Source organism: Pseudomonas sp. DE0157, assembly GCF_007678615.1.
Classification (GTDB): Bacteria; Pseudomonadota; Gammaproteobacteria; order Pseudomonadales; family Pseudomonadaceae; genus Aquipseudomonas; species Aquipseudomonas parafulva_B.
Genome location: NZ_VEJN01000007.1, coordinates 101,544 through 123,166 on the forward strand (window position 1 = coordinate 101,544; position 21,623 = coordinate 123,166).

A 21,623-nucleotide genomic window follows, 5' to 3' on the forward strand; every position below is an offset into this window, starting at 1 on the left:
ATTGGCAAACCCTTGTGGGACGGCAAGTGTAGCGTGATGGAGCGTTCTACAAGACAGCCAAAATGCCCCTAAACAGCGCCAAGTGTTTCCAGGCGCCCCGCCATAGCGCATTGCTGGTGACAGAAAAGTAACCGATCACTGCCGGGTAACAGGCCCAGCGGTCTATAAAGCAAAAACCCCGCCGGTTAACCCGGCGGGGCCTGTGCTGGACGATGGTGCACTGGCGGCGCGCCCCAAATCAGCTTGCCATCAAGCTTGAATCTCGGACCGCGCGCAGTGCCGTCAAGCCGTGGCCAGGCTCATGGCCTTGTGCGTGTCGATCAGGTGCTGCACAACACCTGGGTCTGCCAAGGTCGAGATGTCCCCCAGCGCGTCGTACTCGGCGGTTGCAATCTTGCGCAGGATGCGGCGCATGATCTTGCCCGAACGGGTCTTTGGCAATCCCGGTGCCCACTGAATCACATCCGGCGAGGCGATCGGGCCGATTTCCTTGCGCACCCAGTTCTTCAGTTCAAGGCGCAGTTGCTCGCTTGGCTCGACGCCAGCATTGAGGGTGACGTAGACATAGATACCCTGGCCCTTGATGTCGTGCGGCACGCCCACCACCGCGGCCTCGGCCACCTTGGCGTGCGCCACCATGGCACTTTCGATCTCGGCGGTGCCCATGCGGTGGCCCGAGACGTTCAGCACGTCATCCACGCGACCGGTGATCCAGTAGTAGCCGTCCTCGTCGCGGCGGGCGCCGTCACCGGTGAAGTACATGCCCCGGAACGTCTTGAAGTAGGTATCGACAAACCGGTCATGGTCACCGTATAGCGAGCGCGACTGGCCTGGCCATGAATCGAGGATCACCAGGTTGCCCTCGGTCGCGCCTTCGATCAGGTTGCCCAGGTTGTCCACCAGGGCCGGTACCACGCCAAAGAACGGGCGCGTGGCCGAGCCTGGCTTGAGCGCCGTCGCACCTGGCAATGGGCTGATGAGGATGCCGCCGGTTTCGGTCTGCCACCAGGTATCGACGATCGGGCAACGCTCCTTGCCCACAGTCTTGTAGTACCAGTTCCAGGCTTCGGGGTTGATCGGCTCGCCCACAGAGCCCAGCAGGCGCAGGCTGGAACCGTCGGCGCCGTCTACGGCCGCCTGCCCTTCGGCCATCATGGCGCGGATGGCGGTGGGTGCGGTGTAGAGGATGTTGACTTTGTGCTTGTCGACGATCTTGGACACGCGGGTGATGTCCGGGTAGTTCGGCACACCTTCGAACAACACGGTGGTGGCGCCGTTGGCGAGCGGGCCGTAGACGATGTAGCTGTGGCCCGTGACCCAGCCGACGTCGGCGGTGCACCAGTACACCTCGCCCGGGCGGTAGTCGAACACGCGCTCATGGGTCAGCGCCGCGTATACCAGGTAGCCACCGGTGGTGTGCAGCACGCCCTTGGGCTTGCCGGTCGAGCCGGAGGTGTAGAGGATGAACAGGGCTTCCTCAGCCCCCATTTCCTTCGGCGCGCAGTGGCTGGAAGCCACTTTCATCAGGTCTTCGTACCAGATGTCGCGATGCTGGTGCCAGGCAATGTCGCCGCCGGTGCGCTTGCAGACGATGATCTTCTGCACGCTGCTGGTTTCAGGGTTGGTCAGTGCCAGGTCGACATTGGCCTTGAGCGGTGTACGGCGACCGCCGCGCACGCCTTCGTCAGCAGTGATCACCACCTTGGACTTGCAATCGATGATGCGCCCTGCCAGGGCCTCGGGAGAGAACCCACCGAATACGACCGAATGGATTGCACCGATACGGGCGCATGCCAGCATGGCGACCACAGCCTCGGGAATCATCGGCATGTAGATGGTGACCACATCGCCGCGGTGCACGTCCTGCCCGCGCAAGGCGTTGGCGAACTTGCACACTTGCTCGTGCAGTTCGCGGTAGGTGATGTTGCGGTGCTCGGAGGGGTCGTCCCCTTCCCAGATAATGGCCAGTTGATCGCCACGCTCTTCCAGGTGACGGTCCAGGCAGTTGGAGGAAACGTTCAGAGTGCCGTCGGCAAACCATTTGATGTCCACGTGGTGGTCGTCGAAGGAAGTCTGCTTGACCTTGGTGAAGGGCTTGATCCAGTCGATGCGCTGGGCCTGCTCACGCCAGAAGCCGTCCGGGTTGATCACCGACTGCTGGTACATGGCCTTGTAGGTGGCCTCGTCTGTCAGGGTAGTGGCCGCGATCTCGGGACGAACGGGATACAGTGGAGCCGCACTCATCGTGTTTACCTCGGTGTAATAGTTGTTTTTGTATGGGACCGATGTAACTGTACCAGAGCGATAACCGCCATTCGACGTTGGTAGTAATTTGCCAGTCGATCGGGTCGCAACCGCTCAAGCGCGGGCATTGTGCTGCCTTGCAAGGTGCAGGCCGTGGATTATTACCAATTTCACCAACAGACTTTATCAAAAGTCCCACTGTTTCACCCTGGGTCACAGTTCTAGAATTGATCTCGCCAGCAACGGCAAGAAGATTGACAACCTGTAACCGCCCCCACGAAGGCAACTGTCACTTCTCTGCAAACTTGATCAATACCTTAACGGTTGTCGTAGTGCCTCACGCACGGCGCGCACCGTCACGACCTTAAATAGGCAGATAAAACATGAAAGCTTTAATGGTAGTACTGCTGGGCAGTCTGTGCGGGACGGCCATGGCCGACGAAGCCCAGGCCGCCGAACAGGCACCGGTTGAACAGTACAGTTACTCGCAACACCTGGACATCGACCACGTCATTTCCATGAGTGAAATCCCCAATGTCTGCGGCGTAGTGCCCGCTCGCATGACCTATGCCGACTCGCAGGGCCACACCCACGTGCTGGAATACCGCGTGATGGGCAACGGCTGCTCCAACGGCTGACAGCGCGGCGACCAAGGGGGCCGAATGACCCCCTTCGCGGCCGTCTGCACACAAGTAATACTGAAAGTTAAAAGCGACAGAACACTACCCTGAGTACAGTCCAATCAGTGCCCTGCTGATTTTCCAAGTGAATAATCTTTTAACTTATTGGCAATGGTCGTGTGCGATACGCCCAAGCGCTTGCCCAATGCTCGGCTGCTTGGAAACTCCTTAAGCAAACTTTCCAATACAGCTTTTTCAAAACGCCCGACAATATCGGACAATGCACCGTCCAGTGAAAAATCCCCCAACGGCTGTCGCACGCCATAATCGGGTAACCGCACATGCTCACTCTTGACCACACCGTTTTCACATAACGACACCGCCTGGAATACCACGTTTTCCAACTGCCGAACGTTACCCGGCCAATCATAGCTGGCCAACTTTTGCATCGCCCCTGTCGCCAGGCGAGGCATGGCGCATCCGATCTGCCGACTGGCCTGATCGAGAAAAAACTGCACCAGCCCCTCGAGCCCATCCATGCATTCGCGCAAGGGCGGAATGTGCAACGACAGCACGTTGAGCCGGTGGTACAAGTCCTGGCGGAATTCGCCCCGGGCACAGAGCTCGGACAGGTCCACCTGCGTGGCGCAGATCACCCGTACATCCAGATAGACCTCCTCGTCGCTACCCACACGGCGAAAACATCCGTCCTGCAAGAACCGCAACAACTTCACCTGAAGCCGCGGGCTCATTTCAGCCACGCCATCGAGAAACAGCGTGCCGCCGGCTGTCAGCTCCAGCAGCCCCAGCTTGCCTTCGGCGCGGGCACCTTCGAAGGCGCCCGGCCCGTAGCCGAACAGCTCGGTCTCGGCCATCGACTCAGGCAAGCCGGCACAGTTGAGCGCCATCAGCGGCGACTGCCCACGCGGGCTCGCCAGGTGGCACGCCCTGGCCAGAAGCTCCTTGCCGGTGCCGGTCTCCCCTTCGATCAACAGCGGCGCATCCAGCGGCGCCATTCGCCTTGCTTCACGGACAACGGCAGCCATCAGGCGTGAGCTCTGGAAAATGCTGTCGAACCCCCGCAACTCCTGCTTGCGCACATTGTAGATACGTTCACCGATACGATCGGCACGGTGCAGGGTGAGCACGGCGCCGGCCAACGCTTCGCTGTCATCGTGCTCGGACTGCAACGGCGCGATGTCGGCCAGGAACACATGGCCCTTAACCTGTACCCGCAGACCGTTGATACGCGACTTGTTGCTGCGCACCAGTTCCGGCAAGTCGAAGTCGTCCACGTAGCGAGCCAGTGGCAGGCCGGGCACTTCGTCGACCCGCACCCCCAGCAATTGGGCTGCCGACCGGTTTGCCGCCACGATGCTGCCACCCATGTCGATCGAGAGCACGGGAAACTCCAGCGCCCCAAGCAGCGCATTGAGTTCCATGTGCCGGCGCTCGCTGGGCATCAGCCCCACGCGCTTGACGCCGAATACGCCCGTGATGGCCTCGAACTTGGGGCGCAGGGCCTGGAACTGGAGGTTGATGAGGTTCGGGCAATGCAGGTAGATGGCGTTGCCATGGTCACCCCCTACTTCGCCCCGCAAGACGTTGATGCCGTAGTCGACCAACAGGTTGAGGATGTCGCGCAGAATCCCGATACGGTTCTGGCAGTGCACTTTGATACGCATAAGGGATACGCCTGGCAAAAACTTCCCGCCTGAGCGGAAAACTTGTAAAGAAATTCTTACGAAATGACCGCTGATGATCATTGCAGGAGCTTGATGTTGGGACAATTCAGGGGTTTTGTAAAATTATCCTTACAAAATAGCGTGCCCGCCTGGGCCCTATCCCCTCCATGAGTAGATGTGCACTGTGCATTAACGGGTTATTTCTGATGCCTACCTGTACATAACGACAAGAGCTGATCAGGAGACCTCCATGAAGCACACCCACTATGTGGCACGCGAGCCTGATGCGCAGGGGTTCATCGATTACCCGCAGCAGGAGCATGGCGTGTGGAACACGTTGATCACCCGCCAACTGAAGGTGATCGAAGGGCGTGCCTGTCAGGAATACCTCGACGGTATCGAGCAGTTGAAGCTGCCTCATGACCGCATCCCGCAGCTAGGTGAGATCAACAAGGTGCTGGGGGCAACCACCGGCTGGCAGGTCGCACGGGTTCCGGCATTGATTCCGTTCCAGACCTTCTTCGAGCTGCTTGCCAGCAAGCGCTTCCCGGTGGCAACGTTCATTCGCACGCCCGAAGAACTGGACTACCTCCAGGAACCGGACATCTTTCACGAAATCTTCGGCCACTGCCCGCTGCTGACCAACCCCTGGTTTGCCGAATTCACCCATACCTACGGCAAGCTGGGCCTGGCCGCCACCAAGGAACAGCGCGTCTATCTGGCGCGCCTGTACTGGATGACCATCGAATTCGGCCTGATGGACACACCCAACGGCCGCAAGATCTACGGCGGTGGCATTCTGTCCTCGCCCAAGGAGACGGTCTACAGCCTGTCTGGCGAACCCGAGCATCAGGCCTTCGACCCCATCGAGGCCATGCGCACCCCTTATCGGATCGACATCCTGCAGCCGGTGTACTTCGTGCTGCCAGAGCTCAAGCGCCTGTTCGACCTTGCTCACGAAGACATCATGGGCATGGTCGCGCAAGCCCAGCAGCTAGGCTTGCACGCGCCGAAGTTTCCACCCAAGGTTGCCGCTTGAACGCTGCTTGCCACTCACAACGCCACATGGATAACAACGTATGAATGCCTTGAACCAAGCCCACTGCGAAGCCTGCCGCGCCGATGCACCAAAAGTCAGCGAGCAGGAGCTGGCCGAGCTGATTCGCGAAATTCCGGACTGGAACATCGAAGTGCGTGACGGCCACATGGAGCTTGAGCGCGTATTCTTGTTCAAGAACTTCAAGCATGCCCTGGCGTTCACCAACGCCGTCGGGGAAATTGCCGAGGCCGAAGGGCATCACCCGGGACTGCTGACCGAGTGGGGCAAGGTGACCGTCACCTGGTGGAGCCACTCGATCAAGGGCCTGCACCGTAACGACTTCATCATGTGCGCACGCACCGACAAAGTTGCCGAGACGGCCGAAGGGCGCAAGTAAACTGCCCAAGGCTTCAGTCGCGGGGCTCACACGGGCGTGGCCGTCGGTCACGCCTTTTTATGCAGCCAGAACAGCCTTGAGCCTGCGGCATGACCTGAGTTGATCGATCCGCTGGGCTAACCGAGCGTAGGAAAAAAGCCAAACTGTCATCCAGACTTGTGTATCCTGCCCCAGCTTCTTGAAGCTTCACACGCGCTTGGCGCAGCCTTTTCACTCACACTTGCGAGGAACGACGAGATGCATGAGATCCCGAATCTTCCCTTCCCAAGCCTGAACCCAGAAGAGCCCACCGTTACCGCCCACGCTGACTCGGCACCTGCTCTCGAGCAGGAAGGTGACGATCAGACCAGCGCCGACCAGGACTAGACCGCGCGCACTGGCTGTGTGAAAACGGCTGATATGGCGCCTTGCGTTTCAGCACGTTTTCACACCGCTCGGTCGAGCAAGTTTCCCTTCAGCCCCTGGCGTACTGCAACACCACTTCCAATGGATGACGCATCGGCCGCCCAGCCATGCGCTTGACCTGGCTGCGGCAGGAATAACCGGTCGCCAATGGCTCCCCCTCCTTATCCAGTTTCAGCGCCCAGGACTGTTCGAAGATGTTCTTTGAGGTCTGCTGATTACGCGCCTCGTGTCCATAGGTACCTGACATGCCGCAGCAGCCGGTGGCCTCGGTGATCAGCTTGAGCCCAATGCGTTCGAACACCTGCTCCCACTGCCGGGTACTGGCAGGGGCGTTGGTCTTCTCGGTGCAATGGGCCATCAGACGGAAGGTGGACGTGCACCCTGCCGCTTGCTCGGGCAGTGCGCCCAGCAACCATTCCTGAGGCAACAGCACAGTGGGGCACCCCTCGAGCCCAGGCACTTTCAGGTATTCCTGGCGATAGACGAGGGTCATGGCCGGATCCAGCCCGACCAACGGTACGCCGCAGTCAGCCAACGCCTTGAGCTGGGCGGCATTGCGCACGGCGGCCTTGGCGAAGGCACCCAGAAAGCCCTGAACATGCAGTGGCTTGCCATTGGCACTGTACGGTGCCAAGTAAACCTTGTGGCCCAGGCGATGCGCCAGATCGATGAATGCCGATAGCAACGGCGTCTCGAAGTAACGGGTGAAGGCATCTTGCACCAGCACGATGCTGCGCTCGCGTTGGGCAGGCGTCAGTTCGCGCAGCGCCGGCACCGTGGCCATACCCACGCTACAGCGTGTCAGGGTCGCCTGGAAGTTGAAACGGCTGATCAACGGGCTATCGACCATGCCTACCTGCTCGGCCAGCAGACGGCTGACCCATTTCGAGCCCATCACCGCGTTGTACAGACCAGGCGCATGGGCCAGGTAGGGGATGGTGAACTCCAGCGAGCCGATCAGGTAGTCACGCAGAGGGCGCTGGTACCGGGTGTGGTACAGCTCGAGAAAACGCGAGCGAAAATCAGGTACGTTGACCTTGATCGGGCACTGCCCTGCGCAGGACTTGCAGGCCAGGCAGCCAGCCATTGCGTCATAAACTTCATGGGAAAAGTCAGCCTGACCCTGGCGCCGCGCCCGCTCGTTGCGCAACCGCGCAGGCAGCCCTTTGATCCATGAAACCGGCTTGCGCGCCACCTCCAATACATCCACGCCCGCATCACCCTGCAGGCGCAACCACTCGCGCATGAGCGAAGCCCGCCCTTTGGGCGAGTGCCGACGTTCACGAGTCGCCTTCCACGACGGGCACATGGCGTCGTTCGGGTCGTAGTTGTAGCAGGCACCGTTGCCGTTGCAATGCACGGCGCTGCCATAGGCCTGCCAGACCCGCTCATCGATGGTGCGGTCCAACTCGCCACGCAAGGTCACGCCATCGACCTTGGTCAGGCCCTCGCTGGCACCGGGCGGTGTGCAGATCTTGCCGGGGTTGAGCTGGTTGTGCGGGTCGAACGCGCCTTTGAGGCGCTGCAGTGCCGGGTACAGCTCGCCAAAGTACTCGGGCACGTACTCAGATCGCAGGCCCTTGCCATGCTCGCCCCACAACAAACCGCCGTAGCGACGGGTCAACGCAGCCACCGCATCGGAGACAGGCTTGACCAAGGCCGCCTGGGCCGGGTCCTTCATGTCCAGCGCGGGGCGCACGTGCAGCACGCCGGCATCGACGTGGCCGAACATGCCGTACGCCAACCCGTAGCCGTCGAGCAAGGCACGGAACTCGGCGATGTAGTCGGCGAGTTTTTCCGGTGGCACCGCCGTATCCTCGACGAAGGGCTGCGGCCGCACTTCGCCTTCGACATTGCCCAGCAGGCCGACCGAGCGCTTGCGCATGGCGTAGACGCGGGTCACCGCCTCAGCGCCCTCGGCCAGCGTATGGCCGAGACGCTCGACGCTGGTGTCGGCGCGCAAGTGATCGATAAACGCCTGAACCTTGGCGTTGACCTCGATGGGGTCATCACCGCAGAACTCGACCAGGTTGATGCCCAGCGTGGGGCGCTCGGGGTCGGCCGGGAAATACTCGGCGACGCTGTGCCAGACGATATCCTTCATCGCCAGCCCGAGCACTTTGGAATCGACGGTCTCGATGGACAGCGGCCGCTGCGCCATCAAGGCATTGGCATCGCGCAGCGCGTCCATGAAGCTTGCGTACCGTACGTTCACCAGGACGGCGTACTTGGGAATCGGCAGCACGTTGAGCTTGGCCTCGACCACATACCCCAGCGACCCCTCGGCGCCGCACAGCACACTGTTGAGGTTGAAGCGGCCCTGCTCGTCGCGCAGGTGCGCCAGGTCGTAGCCGGTCAGGCAGCGATTGAGCGGGGGAAAGGTGGTGCGGATGAGTTCAGCCTGGGTATCGCAGATATCCAGGGCCGTGCGGTACACCTGACCCACGCGACCGGGCGCCGTACACGCAGCCTGCAGCGCCTCTTCGTCGAGCGGCAGGCTGTGCAGGCGTTCCCCCCCGAGCAGGATGCTGTGCAGCTCAAGCACATGGTCGCGCGTTTTGCCATAGGTGCAACTGCCCTGCCCGCTGGCGTCGGTGTTGATCATGCCACCCACGGTCGCCCGGTTCGACGTGGACAGTTCAGGCGCAAAGAACAAGCCATGGGGTTTGAGGGCGGCGTTGAGCTGGTCCTTGACCACACCCGCCTGCACCCGCACCCAACGCTGCTCGGCATTGATTTCAAGAATGCCGTTCATGTGCCGCGACAGGTCCACGACCACGCCATCGGTCAACGACTGGCCATTGGTGCCCGTGCCGCCGCCGCGCGGGGTCAGTTTGATCGCCTGGAAACGCGGCTCGCCCATCAGCGTGGCGACCCGCGCCACGTCATCGGCGTCCAGGGGGAACACCGCGGCCTGCGGCAGACGCTGGTAGATGGAGTTGTCGGTGGCCAGGACCGTTCGGGTACCGTAGTCGGCGCTGATCTGGCCACGGAAACCGCTGTCACGCAGGGCTTGGAGAAATGCCGGGTAGTCGGCGTCAGGGGCAACGGTAGGTAGCTGGGCGATCATCGAAGGACGGCCTCGGAATAGGGCTGATTCACGGAAAAGATGTCGTGGCGGCATGGATGGCGCCGGCAACAGTGACGTATGTGGCAATGTTCCTGTAGTTTTGCGCCAGGGGCAAACGGATATTCCTGCCGCTATCGATGACTTTCATGAATGAATTACCGCCACCTGACCCCGTCCATGTCCCTGCTGCTGGCCTTCGAGGCGGCCGCCAGGCACCAGAGCTACACCCGCGCCGCCACTGAATTGTCGCTGACCCAGAGCGCGGTCAGCCGGCAGGTTCAGGCGCTGGAACAGCAACTGGGCCTTACCCTGTTTCGCCGCGAGGGTCGCCAGGTACGGTTGACGGACGTCGGCCGGCTGTACCAGCGCGAGCTCAGCGAAGCACTGGGCCGCATTCGGGGCGCGACCCTTCAGGCGCTGGCCTATCAGTCCGGGGTCGGCACACTGCGCCTGGCCACCCTGCCCACCTTTGGCTCCAAATGGCTGTTGCCGCGCCTGAACGACTTCTACAAGGCGCACCCTGGCATGCTCGTGCACTTGCATTCACGGATCGAAGCCATCGACTTCGACACCAGCGAGATCGACGCCGCCATTGGCGTGGCCATCTGTGACCTGCCGGGGCTGATCAGCCATCGCCTGCATGCCGAGGAGCTGCTGGTGATTCTCCCGGCGCAGGCCGCGAACGAACAACCGCACTGGAGCCCCACCCGCATCAGCGAGCAGTTGCTGTTGAACGTGGCCAACAACCCCCATGCCTGGGGTGAATGGTTCTCGCACCACGGCCTGCCCCACCGAAGCATGCGCCTGGGCCCCAGCTTCGAGTTGACCTCGCATCTGATTCAGGCCGTGCAGGCGGGGATTGGGGTGGGCCTGGTGCCCCGCGTGCTCGTGGAAGACGAGCTGGCCAAAGGAGCGCTGTACAGCCCAGGCCTGGCATTCGCCAGTCAGCGCAGTTATTACCTGATCTATCCACCGCGCAACGAGGCGCTACCTTCGCTGCGGGCGTTCAGGGCGTGGCTGCTGGAACAGATCTGACACGCAGAAAAGAAGAAACCCGAAGCGGGCAACGCTTCGGGTTTCGCATGCGGCTGTACGATGCTTATTTGGCGGTGCTGCCAATGGCCGCAGGGACAACGCCCTTGCGCCGTGACTTGATGACATAAGCGACGAACATGCAGAGCAACCAGACCGGAATGGCGTAGACGGAAACCTGGATACCCGGAATCTGCAGCATGATGCCCAGGATCAGGACCACAAACGCCAGGACTACATAGTTGCCATAGGGGTACCACAGCGCCTTGAACAGGGGTTTCTGGCCCGTGCGGTTGAGGTGCTGGCGGAACTTGAGGTGCGAGTAGCTGATCATGGCCCAGTTGATCACCAGGGTGGCCACGACCAGCGACATCAGCAGCTCCAGCGCGCTGGAAGGCATCAGGTAGTTGAGCAGCACGGCGATCAGGGTCACGGCCGCCGACACCAGAATCGAACGCACCGGTACACCACGCTTGTCGACCTTGGCCAGGGCAGCCGGCGCATCGCCCTGCTCGGCCATGCCCAGCAGCATGCGGGCATTGCAGTAGGTGCCGCTGTTGTACACCGACAAGGCCGCGGTCAGGACCACGAAGTTCAGCAGGTTGGCGGCCACATCGCTGCCCAGCAACGAGAACACCTGCACGAACGGGCTGCTGCCATAGCTGCCGCCGGAGGCATCGATGCTGGCGACCAAGGTGTCCCATGGCGTGAGCGACAACAGGATCACCAAGGCGCCGACGTAGAAGATCAGGATACGGTAGATGACCTGGTTGATGGCCTTGGGGATCACGGTCTTGGGCTTGTCAGCTTCTGCGGCCGTGAAGCCGAGCATCTCCAGCCCCCCGAACGAGAACATGATGAACGCCAGGGCCATCACCAGGCCACTGACTCCATGGGGGAAGAAGCCACCGTGCGACCACAGGTTGGCCACGGTCGCGTCAGGTCCGCCACTGCCGCTGGTCAGCAGGTAGGCACCCAGGCCGATCATGCTGACAATGGCCACCACCTTGATGATGGCAAACCAGAACTCGGCTTCGCCGAAGAACTTCACGTTCATCAGGTTGATGGCGTTGATCAGCACGAAGAAGGCAGCGGCTGTCACCCAGGTAGGGATTTCCGGCCACCAGTAGTGCACGTACTTGCCCACGGCAGACAGTTCGGACATGCCCACCAGGATGTACAGCACCCAGCAGTTCCAGCCCGACAGGAAGCCGGCAAAGCCCCCCCAGTAGGTATGGGCGAAATGGCTGAACGATCCGGCCACGGGCTCCTCGACGATCATTTCGCCCAACTGGCGCATGATCATGAAAGCGATGAAGCCACAGATCGCGTAGCCCAGGATCATCGAAGGCCCGGCGGATTTCATCACGCCTGCCGACCCCAGGAACAGGCCGGTACCGATGGCGCCACCCAGGGCGATCAACTGAATATGGCGGTTCTTCAGGCCCCGCTTGAGCTCGCCTGAATGCTTGTCGTGTCCACTCATGAACGAAGTCACCTGCATTGTTTTTATCTGTGACGGAATCGGACCCACCGCGCTCGTGGCGCAGCGGAATGGGCAAGGTGGTCACCTTGTTTCCTGAGGGTGAAACTGCGCGGTCGAGTCAACCGGGCGGGGTCAGGAGTGCGCGGTACGCAAGGGGGTCACAGGTAAAACGCGGCGCACTGTATAACCCTGCGAGCGCGCAGGCGTCAACGCGTTGCGTGGTTTCCGGCGGAAAAAACGCAGCGTTCCTGGGGTAATGGCCTTTGTGGGCGAGGTGATCGGCGTACATGGCGCCTCCAATTGTTGTTTTATCAACCGGCTCTGCGGCGGGCTGTTGCACGGGGCAATGAGGGCTATAACACCTTGGGGCCGGGGTTTAGGCAAGATAGGGACGGGGCTGACGGCGCAACCGAGCACCCGTGCTCCGGCAAGCTTTCTTTACGCCCGGGGAATTTTTCCGATTTGCTGCGAGAATTGGTCGATGCTTGTAAAAAAATCCTTACAAGCTGGCAATCTGAGTTGCCAAACGAACGAAATGGCTTTTCGCCCAACGGGTTACGCTCGGTCCATGAATTGCGCGAGAGCAGCCGAATTGCACCGTCTGGTGGGTTGCATCTGGACAGGAGCGCAGTTCAGGTAGCTGGTTGCACATTGGGGCCGCTTCGCGCCCCATCGTCAGCCAACTGACTCCTGCTCATCGCGAGTTACTCGCCGAGTGCAGAAGCCGGCTTGCCGGCAATGAGCTGCGCAGCAGCCCCAATGTGTTCAGCGTCGGTACACAGGCAAGGGCCATCATGATGGCCCCGCAGGCTCAGCCGCGCGGCTTGCCGCGACCACGGCCAGCTGGCTTGTCACCCTCGGGCTTGGCCGGGCGCTTGCGCATTTCGCTCGGGCGCTCGGCCACTGCGCTGCCACGGTTGCCTTTGCGTGGCGACTCTTCGCGCGTCGGGCGTGCTGGGCGCTCGCCGGCCGCTGCGCCGTCCTGGGCTGGGCGCAGGCTACGCACGCGCTCACCACGGCCCAGGGGGCGGGACGATTTGCGCTGCAGGCGCTCCATCTTGTCCTTGGCCTTGAGCTTCATGGCCGGCAACGCCACGGGCTGCAAGCCCACCTCGGCCGCCAGGATGTCAATTTCACCCTGGGTCATTTCACGCCAGCGGCCCATGGGCAAGTCCGAGTTGAGGAACACCGGGCCAAAGCGCACACGCTTCAGGCGGCTGACCACCATGCCCTGCGACTCCCACAGGCGACGCACCTCACGGTTACGGCCTTCCATCACCACGCAGTGGTACCAGTGGTTGAAGCCTTCGCCGCCTGGTGCCTTTTGGATGTCGGTGAACTTGGCCGGGCCGTCCTCGAGCATGACCCCCGCCTTCAGGCGATCGAGCATCTCGTCGTCCACTTCCCCGCGCACGCGCACGGCGTATTCGCGGTCCATTTCGTACGACGGGTGCATCAGGCGGTTGGCCAGCTCACCGTCGGTAGTGAACAGCAGCAGACCGGTGGTGTTGATGTCCAGACGGCCGATGTTGATCCAGCGACCTTCCTTGGGGCGTGGCAGGCGATCGAACACGGTCGGGCGACCTTCCGGGTCGTCGCGGGTGCAGATCTCGCCATCGGGCTTGTTGTACATGATCACCCGGCGCGTCGCCTCGGCCGCCTCTTCACGCTTGATCAGCTTGCCGTCCACAGCAATGGCGTCATGCAGGTCGACGCGCTGGCCAAGGGTGGCTGCAACGCCGTTGACCTTGATGCGGCCCTGGCTGATCCAGGCCTCGACGTCACGGCGCGAGCCCACGCCAATGCGCGCGAGAACTTTCTGCAGCTTCTCGCCAACAGGTGGGGTGATCTGGGTATCTTGCAGGTCTTGCTCACTCATCTGGGCACCTCCCGGTGTAGGAATGAAAACAGGTTTCTGGCAACGAACGCGCCAAAAGGCCGCGCATCATACGTGGTTCGCCGCATGAATGCATGGGAGGGTAGAAGCTTTTACACCCCTTGCCAGGACTTTCTGCCAGGCGGGCCCTGGTCGGCGGCCAGGCCCCTGGCCACAGCAGATGGCGTTGCGGCGTTCAGGCCTGCTCGTTCTGCTCCCCCTCCAGCGATGCTTCGGCACCAGGGTCGTGCTGGAGCACGTCGTCGAAATCGGTCTTGAGGCCCTGCTCCATGGCGTCGAGCTCCACGAGCAGGCTGCGAAAGCTGGTCTCGTCCTTGACCGGTTCAGCCTCTTCGTCCTCGCCCAGGCTGGCGTCGGCCAGGGCCTGCAAGTGCGCCGGTACCGGGGCGTCGTCCGGGTCGAGCGCGGGCTCGGGCTCCATCTCGCGCAATTCGGCCAGTGCTGGCAGCTCATCCAGGCTGCGGAGGTTGAAATGATCCAGAAACGCCTTGGTCGTGGCGAACAGGGCCGGCCGCCCGGGCACTTCCCGATGGCCCACCACCCGTATCCACTCGCGCTCGATCAACGTCTTGACGATGTTACTGTTGACCGCCACGCCACGCACGTCCTCGATTTCGCCACGGGTGATGGGCTGGCGATAGGCGATCAGCGCCAGGGTCTCGAGCAGCGCCCGGGAGTAGCGCTGCGGGCGCTCTTCCCACAGCCGGCCAACCCAAGGCGCGTAATCCTCGCGAATCTGAAGTCGATAGCCATTGGCCACCTCTTTGAGCTCGAACGCACGACCGGCGCACGACTTGCCCAGCACCTCGAGTGCGCGCTTGAATGTCTTCGGCTCGGGCCGCTCGGGCTCCTCGAACAGCTCGTACAGGCGTTCGAGCGATTGCGGCTTGCCAGAGGCCAGCAGGAAGGCTTCGATCAGCGGAGCCAGGTCGCGGGGGTCATTCAGGTTCATGGGCGTCTTCAGCAGGAGCAGGGCGTAACCGCACATGGATGGCGGCAAAGGCTTCATTTTGCACCAGTTCGACGAAGCTTTCCTTTACCAGTTCCAACACAGCCATGAACGTGACCACCACCCCCAGCTTGCCTTCATCGGGGGCGAACAGATCGATGAAGGCCACGAAACCTCCGTCCTTCAAGCGCTCCAGCACCTGCCCCATGCGCTCTCGGGTCGAAAGGGTCTCTCGGCTGATCTGGTGGCTTTCGAACAGGTCGTTGCGGCGCATCACTTCGGCCATGGATGCCAGCAGCTCCGGCAGGCTGACCTGCGGCAACAGTTTACGTACCTTTGCCTGGGGCGCCTCTAGGCACGGCACGACCAGGTCACGACCGACCCTGGGCAACCCGTCCAGTCCCTCAGCGGCAGCCTTGAAGCGTTCATACTCCTGGAGGCGTCGGATCAGCTCGGCGCGCGGGTCGCCCTCCTCCTCCTCGACCGTGACGCTGCGCGGCAGCAGCATGCGCGACTTGATTTCAGCCAGCATGGCGGCCATCACCAGATATTCGGCAGCCAGCTCAAGGCGCACGGTTTTCATCAACTCGACGTAGCCCATGTACTGGCGCGTGATTTCTGCCACCGGGATATCGAGGATGTCGATGTTCTGCTTGCGAATCAGGTACAGCAGCAGGTCCAGCGGCCCTTCGAACGCTTCGAGAATGACCTCCAGGGCATCGGGGGGTATGTACAAGTCCAGCGGCAGCTCGGTCACGGCCTCGCCGTAGACCAGTGCCAGCTGCAAATGGCCTGGCAGCTCGGCAGGCGCAGCCGTTGCCTGGGCTAACGGCTCGGCGGTCACGCGTTGACCATGAACGGAGCGGGGTCGCCGCAGCCTTCGCGAATCAGCTCGGGCTCATCGCCTGACAGGTCGATGATGGTCGAGGCCTTGAGGTCACCGTAGCCGCCATCGATCACCAGGTCGACATGGTGTTCCAGGCGCTGACGGATTTCGTAGGGATCGGTCATGGGTTCGGCGTCGTCAGGCAGGATCAGGCTCACGCTCATCAAGGGTTCACCCAGCTCGGCAAGCAGTGCAAGGGTGATGGCATGGTCCGGCACACGCAAGCCGATGGTGCGGCGTTTTTCATGCAACAGCAGGCGCGGCACTTCGCGGGTGCCGTTGAGAATGAAGGTGTACGGCCCCGGCACATGGGCCTTGAGCAGCCGGAAGGTGCCGGTATCGACCTTGGCATACAAGCCCAGCTGCGACATGTCGCAGCACATGAGGGTGAAGTTGTGGGTCTTGTCCAACCCACGCAAACGGCGCACCCGTTCGATGGCTGACTTGTCACCGATCTGGCAACCCAGTGCATAGGCCGAGTCGGTCGGGTAGACCACGACCCCACCCTTGCGAATGATCTCGACCGCCTGGCGTATCAGCCGCGGCTGTGGGTTTTCCGGGTGAATCTGGAAAAATTGGCTCACATCGTCGTCCTGTTCAAACCGGCAATGGCTGTTCATGGCTGAAACGGTGCCACACAGGTGGCAGGTCCTCGGGCAAAGGCCGATAGGCACCGATTTCGCCCCAGGTGCCGGGGCCATGGAAGTCACTGCCAGCACTTGCCAGCAGCCCGAACTCACGGGTGAGGATGGACAAAGTGCCCACCTGCTCGGCCGGCATCATCCCATTGACTACTTCAAGCGCCTGCCCGCCTGCCTGAATATAGTCGGCAATCAGGCGCCTGCGCTTGCTGCGCGTCAGCTCGTAATGCATGGGATGCGCCAGGCTCACCCATGCATTGGACTGGCGCAGGGTGGCAACGGTTTCCTCCAGTGATGGCCAATGCTGCTTGACGTCACCGAGCTTGCCGGCGCCGAGCCACTTGCGGAAGGCCTCGCCACGGTCTTTGACGTGGCCGGCACGCACCAGATAATCGGCAAAGTGTGGCCGGGCCGGGGCATTGCCACTGTCACCGAGCGCCTGCTGGATTTGCCGGGCACCTTCCAGCGCCCCGGGCATGCCCTTGGCCGCCAGGCGCCTGTCGATTTCCTCGGCACGCAACCAGCGGCCGCGGTGCAGGGCCTCGATCGCTGCCAACAAGGGCGGAGCGTCCACGGGAAAGTTGTAACCGAGTATATGAATGGTTGCGCCGCCCCAGGTGCAGGACAGCTCGACGCCGCTGACCCATTGCATGCCGTGCTCGCGGCAGGCTTGGCGGGCCTCGGCCAGGCCTTCGAGGGTATCGTGGTCGGTGAGCGCCAGCGTACGCACCCCGTGCTCGAAGGCCCGGGCGACCAAGGCCGAAGGCGACAAGGCGCCATCGGAGGCCGTGCTGTGACAGTGCAGATCAACATTCATGGAGTAGCGCTTTCGCTGGATTGGATGTTTGTTATTATGCCGTCACATCCCGGTTCTGGCTGCCATTGTGAAACAATTCATCGATTTCATCCCGCTGCTGCTGTTCTTCATCGTCTACAAATTGGATCCACGGCCTGTCGAGCTGGCCGGGCACAGCTTCGAATTCGGTGGTATCTACAGTGCCACTGCCATGCTGATCATCAGCTCGCTGGTGGTATACGGCGCGTTGTTCCTGCGCCAGCGCAAGCTTGAGAAAGGCCAGTGGCTGACGCTGGTCGCCTGCCTGGTGTTTGGCGGCCTGACCCTGGCCTTTCACAGCGAAACCTTCCTCAAATGGAAGGCGCCCGTGGTGAACTGGCTGTTCGCCCTGGCCTTCGCCGGTAGCCACTTCATAGGCGACCGGGTACTGATCAAGCGCATCATGGGCCACGCGCTGACCTTGCCCGATGCCATCTGGGCCCGCTTGAACCTCGCCTGGATCGCATTCTTCCTGTTCTGCGGCGCCGCCAACCTGTTCGTCGCCTTCACCTTCCCGGCGTTCTGGGTCGACTTCAAGGTGTTCGGCAGCCTGGGCATGACCGTGCTGTTCCTGGTGGCCCAAGGGCTGTACCTGTCGCGCCATCTGCAAGATACCTCCTCTGCCTCCAAACCCAAGGACTGACATGCTCTACGCCATCATTGCCAGCGACGTCGCCAACTCCCTGGAAAAACGCCTGGCTGCCCGCCCGGCCCATATCGAGCGCCTCCAGCAGCTCAAGGCGCAAGGCCGCGTGGTACTGGCCGGGCCACACCCGGCCATCGACAGCAACGACCCAGGCCAGGCCGGCTTCAGCGGCAGCCTGATCGTGGCCGAGTTCGATTCCCTGAGCGCCGCCCAAGCCTGGGCCGATGCCGATCCGTACATCGCTGCAGGCGTCTACGACCAGGTCGTGGTCAAGCCCTTCAAGCAAGTGCTGCCTTGAAACACCTCGCCTAGAAGGCGTGCTCGGCATCGCCAGTTGGCAGCAGACCTCAAGACTGGGGTATCTTTGCAGCTGGCGGACCAACGCGTCGCCGTCAATGGTTGAATTGAGTGAGTCATGAGCGAGCTGTTACTGATTGATGACGACCAGGAGCTGTGCGAGCTGCTCAGCAGCTGGCTGACCCAGGAAGGGTTCACCGTGCGGGCCTGCCACGATGGCCAGGCTGCACGCCAGGCCTTGGCCGACCGTGCGCCATCGGCCGTGGTACTGGATGTGATGCTGCCCGACGGTAGCGGGCTTGAGCTGCTCAAGCGCCTGCGCAGTGAGCATGCCGACCTACCCGTGGTGATGCTGTCGGCCCGCGGCGAGCCGCTGGACCGTATCCTGGGCCTTGAACTGGGCGCCGACGACTACCTGGCCAAGCCGTGCGACCCGCGCGAGCTGACCGCGCGCCTGCGCGCCGTGTTGCGCCGCAGCCATCCAGCCCCTGCCACCAGCCAACTGGAACTGGGCGACCTGGTCTATAGCCCTGCCCGCGGGGTGGCCAGCATCGACGGTCGCGAACTGACCCTGACCCTCTCTGAAAGCCGTATTCTCGAAGCATTGCTGCGCCAACCGGGCGAGCCTCTGGACAAACAGGAGCTGGCGCAGATCGGTCTTGGCCGGCGGTTGACGCTCTACGACCGCAGCCTGGATATGCACGTGAGCAATCTGCGCAAGAAGATCGGCCCTCACGCCGACGGTCGACCCCGCATCATCGCCCTGCGCAGCCGCGGCTACTACTACTGCTTGTAGTCGCTTGCGCCAGGCTGACGCCAGGGAAGGGAGCTTGCCTTTACGTTCCCTTTACCGTGCGCTGACCGCGCTTGACGATCATCTCCCTAGACTGTGCTCATCCGGTGATCACCGGCCCATGACAGGAGAGACACCATGCGCAAGACCCTTACCGCCCTGCTGTTCGCCGCCGCACTGCCCACCGTTGCCATGGCCATGCCCGACGGCGGCCCGCGCCATGACGGCCCGCACCATCGCGGTGGCCCGGCATTCCACGAGCTGGATCTGAGCCGCGAGCAGCGCGACCAGATTGGCAAGCTGATGGGCGATCAGATGAAACAGCGCCGCGACATCACGGAGCGTTACCTTGACAAGCTGCCGGCGGCCGACCAGAAAGCCATGAAGCAAGAGATGCAAGCTAGCCGCGACAAGACCGACGCTGCGGTCCGCAACCTGCTCAAGCCAGACCAGCAGAAGAAGTTCGACGAACTGCAAAAAGAACGCGCCGCCAAGAAGGCGGAGTGGCAGGAGTTCCAGGCCTGGAAAGCTGAAAAAGCCGGCAAGTCCCAGTAAGCTCCAGTGTCAGCGCCCGCCGTGCCCCAGGTTAGCCTGGCGCGCGGCGGGCTTTCATCGTTTGGGGAGGTCTACGTGCGTTCACTGTTCTGGCGCATCCTGGCCAGCTTCTGGCTGGCCATCGCCCTGGTAGCAGGGCTGTCGATACTGCTGGCGCACACGCTCAACCAGGACGCCTGGATTCTAAGCCGTCATCCGGGGCTGAACACGCTAGCCAGCCAATGGGCCAGGCACTACGAGCAGGAAGGCCCCGGCGCAGCGCAGCATTTTCTCGAAAGGCGCAAGGCGCGCTACAAGATCGACGTGCAAGTGCTGGACGACAGTGGCGACGCTGTGGTGCCAGGCACCTTTCCCCGGCGCGCGGCTGCACTCGAAGCCAGGCAGCACAACGATGACCGGCGCCTGCCGTGGCGCCGCCTGACCGAGGAATACACCAGCCCCCAGAGCAATGCGACCTACCTGCTGATCTACCGCATCCCCCACCCCGCCCTCGATGCCTGGCACCGCGAGAGCCTGCTCTGGCCGCTGAGCGCACTGGGCATCGCCCTGGTGGTGCTGACCTTGTTCAGCCTGTTCGTGACACTGTCCATCACCCGCCCCCTGAGCCGCTTGCGTGGCGCGGTGCACGACCTGGGGCAGAGTACCTACCAGCAGAACAGCCTGGCGCAACTGGCCGGCAGGCGCGACGAATTCGGGGTCCTGGCCAAGGATTTCAACAAGATGGGCGCTCGCCTGCAGAGCACCATCGCCAGCCAGCGCCAGTTGCTGCGCGATGTGTCCCACGAGCTACGTTCTCCACTGGCCCGGCTGCGCATCGCCCTGGCCCTGGCCGAACGGGCCGAGCCGGAGCAGCGTCAGGCCTTGTGGCCGCGCCTGACCCGCGAATGCGACCGCCTGGAAGACCTGATCAGTGAGATTTTGACCTTGGCGCGCGTGGACGCCGACCAAGCCCATGCCGAAACGGTCGATCTCAACGCGCTGCTGGGCAGCGTGCGCAAGGACGCGCAACTGACGGCCCCTGAGCATGATGTACGCCTTGAAGCGCAACCCGGGTTGACCCTGCAGGGTTGGCCAACACTGATCGAGCGTGCAGTGGACAACCTGCTGCGCAATGCCCTGCGCTTTACCCCGGCGGGTCAACCTGTGGAGCTGAGCGCGTGGCGCGAGGGCGACATGCTTCGGGTGTGCGTACGTGACCGGGGCCCCGGCGTGGCAGCTGCGCACCTGGCTCAACTGGGCGAGCCGTTTTTCCGGGCGCCGGGACAACAAGCTCCGGGACACGGCCTTGGGCTGGCGATTGCACGCAAGGCGGCAGAGCGCCATGGCGGCCGACTGATACTGGCCAACCATCCACAAGGCGGTTTCGTCGCAACGCTGGAGCTGCCGGTGGCGGAAGCGCCTGGCGGCTAACTAACGCCACTGCGCAGGTCTGCGCAATGGCCAACGGCTTGGGTCAAACGCGGCGGGGGTCAGTCGCCCCAGGCGCTGACGAAGTCGGCAGTGGCGAGCACAGGCGCCGTGCGAGGCTCGGTCAAGGGCGTACCCACATACAGGAAGCCAAGCAGCTCCTCGTTGTCTGCCAAGCCCAGGCCTGCATGGACATGGGCATCGAAGGCCAGGTCCCCGGTGCGCCATACGGCACCCACGCCCTGGGCGTGCGCGGCAATCAGTATGCCGTGGGCCGCGCACCCTGCCGCCAGTTGCTGCTCAAGCACCGGGACCTTGGGGTGCTGCTTGTGCAACCGGGCAATGACCACGATCAGCAAGGGCGCGCGTAGCGGCATGGCGCGGGCCTTGCTCAACGCAGCCTCACTGGCATCGCCGCGCTTTTGGACTGCGCTGGCGAACAGCTCACCCAACCGCTCGCGTGCCGGTCCTTCGATAGTCAGAAAGCGCCAAGGGCGTAGTTGACCGTGGTCCGGGGCGCGCAGCGCAGCCTGGAACAAGGCCTCACGCTGGGCATCGTTGGGCGCAGGGTCGGTTAGGCGCGGGACCGAAACCCGGTTGAGCAATGCGTCGAGAGCCTCCATCGGCTACCCTCCTGGAACATGAATGTGCGGCCATTCTCAAGGGGCCGACGCCAGGCTGCAAGCACGACCTCATCCAGGGCCTGCAGCATGAAGATGCAGCTTGGCCTTGAGCCTTT

General features: G+C 62.5%; 20 protein-coding genes. 10 read left to right on the top strand and 10 right to left on the bottom strand.

Annotated elements, in window-relative coordinates; translation table 11 throughout:
- Window positions 1–282: 282 nt before the first annotated feature.
- Window positions 283–2,244 (bottom strand): acetate--CoA ligase, encoded by a 1,962-nt coding sequence (gene acs, locus FS777_RS11225; protein WP_058605578.1) that lies wholly within the window; start codon window positions 2,242–2,244, stop codon window positions 283–285.
- A gap of 383 nt (window positions 2,245–2,627) precedes the next feature.
- Between acs and FS777_RS11230 the strand changes: the two genes are divergently transcribed.
- Window positions 2,628–2,882 (top strand): DUF2790 domain-containing protein, encoded by a 255-nt coding sequence (locus tag FS777_RS11230; RefSeq protein ID WP_027915912.1) that lies wholly within the window; start codon window positions 2,628–2,630, stop codon window positions 2,880–2,882.
- Window positions 2,883–2,986: 104 nt separating this feature from the next.
- Here the strand turns inward: FS777_RS11230 and FS777_RS11235 are convergent, their stop codons facing one another.
- The gene (locus FS777_RS11235) at window positions 2,987–4,549 is read right to left on the bottom strand and encodes a sigma-54-dependent transcriptional regulator (protein ID WP_058637608.1); all 1,563 of its coding nucleotides are present in this window, start codon (window positions 4,547–4,549) and stop codon (window positions 2,987–2,989) included.
- Window positions 4,550–4,799: 250 nt separating this feature from the next.
- Between FS777_RS11235 and phhA the strand changes: the two genes are divergently transcribed.
- The 3 genes from phhA (at window position 4,800) to FS777_RS21685 (ending at window position 6,351) form a co-directional block, all read left to right on the top strand.
- Complete coding sequence (gene phhA / locus FS777_RS11240) at window positions 4,800–5,588, top strand: phenylalanine 4-monooxygenase (RefSeq protein ID WP_058605580.1); 789 nt, start codon at window positions 4,800–4,802, stop codon at window positions 5,586–5,588.
- A gap of 40 nt (window positions 5,589–5,628) precedes the next feature.
- Window positions 5,629–5,985, top strand: coding sequence for a 4a-hydroxytetrahydrobiopterin dehydratase (locus FS777_RS11245; protein ID WP_023533765.1), 357 nt, complete (start codon window positions 5,629–5,631; stop codon window positions 5,983–5,985).
- Window positions 5,986–6,222: 237 nt separating this feature from the next.
- Entirely contained in the window at window positions 6,223–6,351 is a 129-nt protein-coding gene (locus FS777_RS21685; RefSeq protein ID WP_256675167.1) for a hypothetical protein, read from the top strand.
- Window positions 6,352–6,439: 88 nt separating this feature from the next.
- On the opposite strand, the gene FS777_RS11250 is transcribed toward FS777_RS21685, so the two are convergent.
- Window positions 6,440–9,460: an FAD-binding and (Fe-S)-binding domain-containing protein gene (locus FS777_RS11250; RefSeq protein WP_145255476.1), complete on the bottom strand. Its 3,021-nt coding sequence runs from the start codon at window positions 9,458–9,460 to the stop codon at window positions 6,440–6,442.
- Between the two features lie 150 nt (window positions 9,461–9,610).
- Between FS777_RS11250 and FS777_RS11255 the strand changes: the two genes are divergently transcribed.
- A complete protein-coding gene (locus FS777_RS11255) occupies window positions 9,611–10,495 on the top strand; it encodes a LysR substrate-binding domain-containing protein (protein WP_058637606.1) in 885 nt (294 codons plus the stop codon).
- A 64-nt stretch (window positions 10,496–10,559) separates the two neighbouring features.
- Here the strand turns inward: FS777_RS11255 and FS777_RS11260 are convergent, their stop codons facing one another.
- The 6 genes from FS777_RS11260 to FS777_RS11285 form a co-directional block, all read right to left on the bottom strand.
- Entirely contained in the window at window positions 10,560–11,978 is a 1,419-nt protein-coding gene (locus FS777_RS11260) for an amino acid permease (RefSeq protein ID WP_078479439.1), read from the bottom strand.
- A gap of 811 nt (window positions 11,979–12,789) precedes the next feature.
- Window positions 12,790–13,857, bottom strand: a complete 1,068-nt coding sequence (gene rluB / locus FS777_RS11265) for a 23S rRNA pseudouridine(2605) synthase RluB (RefSeq protein ID WP_058637605.1) — start codon at window positions 13,855–13,857, stop codon at window positions 12,790–12,792.
- Window positions 13,858–14,050: 193 nt separating this feature from the next.
- Window positions 14,051–14,827, bottom strand: a complete 777-nt coding sequence (gene scpB / locus FS777_RS11270; protein WP_058637627.1) for an SMC-Scp complex subunit ScpB — start codon at window positions 14,825–14,827, stop codon at window positions 14,051–14,053.
- Window positions 14,814–15,539, bottom strand: a complete 726-nt coding sequence (locus FS777_RS11275) for a ScpA family protein (protein ID WP_178091264.1) — start codon at window positions 15,537–15,539, stop codon at window positions 14,814–14,816. Before FS777_RS11275 ends, scpB begins: the two co-directional genes overlap by 14 nt.
- 125 nt (window positions 15,540–15,664) lie before the next feature.
- On the bottom strand, window positions 15,665–16,294 hold the full coding sequence (locus FS777_RS11280; RefSeq protein ID WP_145255481.1) for an L-threonylcarbamoyladenylate synthase: 630 nt from the start codon (window positions 16,292–16,294) through the stop codon (window positions 15,665–15,667).
- Window positions 16,295–16,307: 13 nt separating this feature from the next.
- A complete protein-coding gene (locus FS777_RS11285) occupies window positions 16,308–17,168 on the bottom strand; it encodes a PHP domain-containing protein (RefSeq protein WP_058605585.1) in 861 nt (286 codons plus the stop codon).
- Window positions 17,169–17,235: 67 nt separating this feature from the next.
- On the opposite strand from FS777_RS11285, the gene FS777_RS11290 reads away from it, so the two are divergent.
- The 5 genes from FS777_RS11290 (at window position 17,236) to FS777_RS11310 (ending at window position 20,887) form a co-directional block, all read left to right on the top strand.
- The gene (locus FS777_RS11290) at window positions 17,236–17,829 is read left to right on the top strand and encodes a septation protein A (RefSeq protein WP_027915901.1); all 594 of its coding nucleotides are present in this window, start codon (window positions 17,236–17,238) and stop codon (window positions 17,827–17,829) included.
- A gap of 1 nt (window position 17,830) precedes the next feature.
- Window positions 17,831–18,130, top strand: coding sequence for a YciI family protein (locus FS777_RS11295; RefSeq protein WP_058605586.1), 300 nt, complete (start codon window positions 17,831–17,833; stop codon window positions 18,128–18,130).
- A gap of 117 nt (window positions 18,131–18,247) precedes the next feature.
- A complete protein-coding gene (locus tag FS777_RS11300; RefSeq protein WP_078478907.1) occupies window positions 18,248–18,925 on the top strand; it encodes a response regulator transcription factor in 678 nt (225 codons plus the stop codon).
- A gap of 135 nt (window positions 18,926–19,060) precedes the next feature.
- Window positions 19,061–19,477 carry a Spy/CpxP family protein refolding chaperone gene (locus FS777_RS11305; protein WP_058637602.1) on the top strand — a complete coding sequence of 139 codons (417 nt, stop codon included), beginning with the start codon at window positions 19,061–19,063 and terminating at the stop codon, window positions 19,475–19,477.
- A gap of 75 nt (window positions 19,478–19,552) precedes the next feature.
- A complete protein-coding gene (locus FS777_RS11310; RefSeq protein ID WP_145255485.1) occupies window positions 19,553–20,887 on the top strand; it encodes a HAMP domain-containing sensor histidine kinase in 1,335 nt (444 codons plus the stop codon).
- A gap of 59 nt (window positions 20,888–20,946) precedes the next feature.
- On the opposite strand, the gene FS777_RS11315 is transcribed toward FS777_RS11310, so the two are convergent.
- The gene (locus tag FS777_RS11315) at window positions 20,947–21,507 is read right to left on the bottom strand and encodes a nitroreductase family protein (protein ID WP_058637600.1); all 561 of its coding nucleotides are present in this window, start codon (window positions 21,505–21,507) and stop codon (window positions 20,947–20,949) included.
- Window positions 21,508–21,623: the final 116 nt, after the last annotated feature.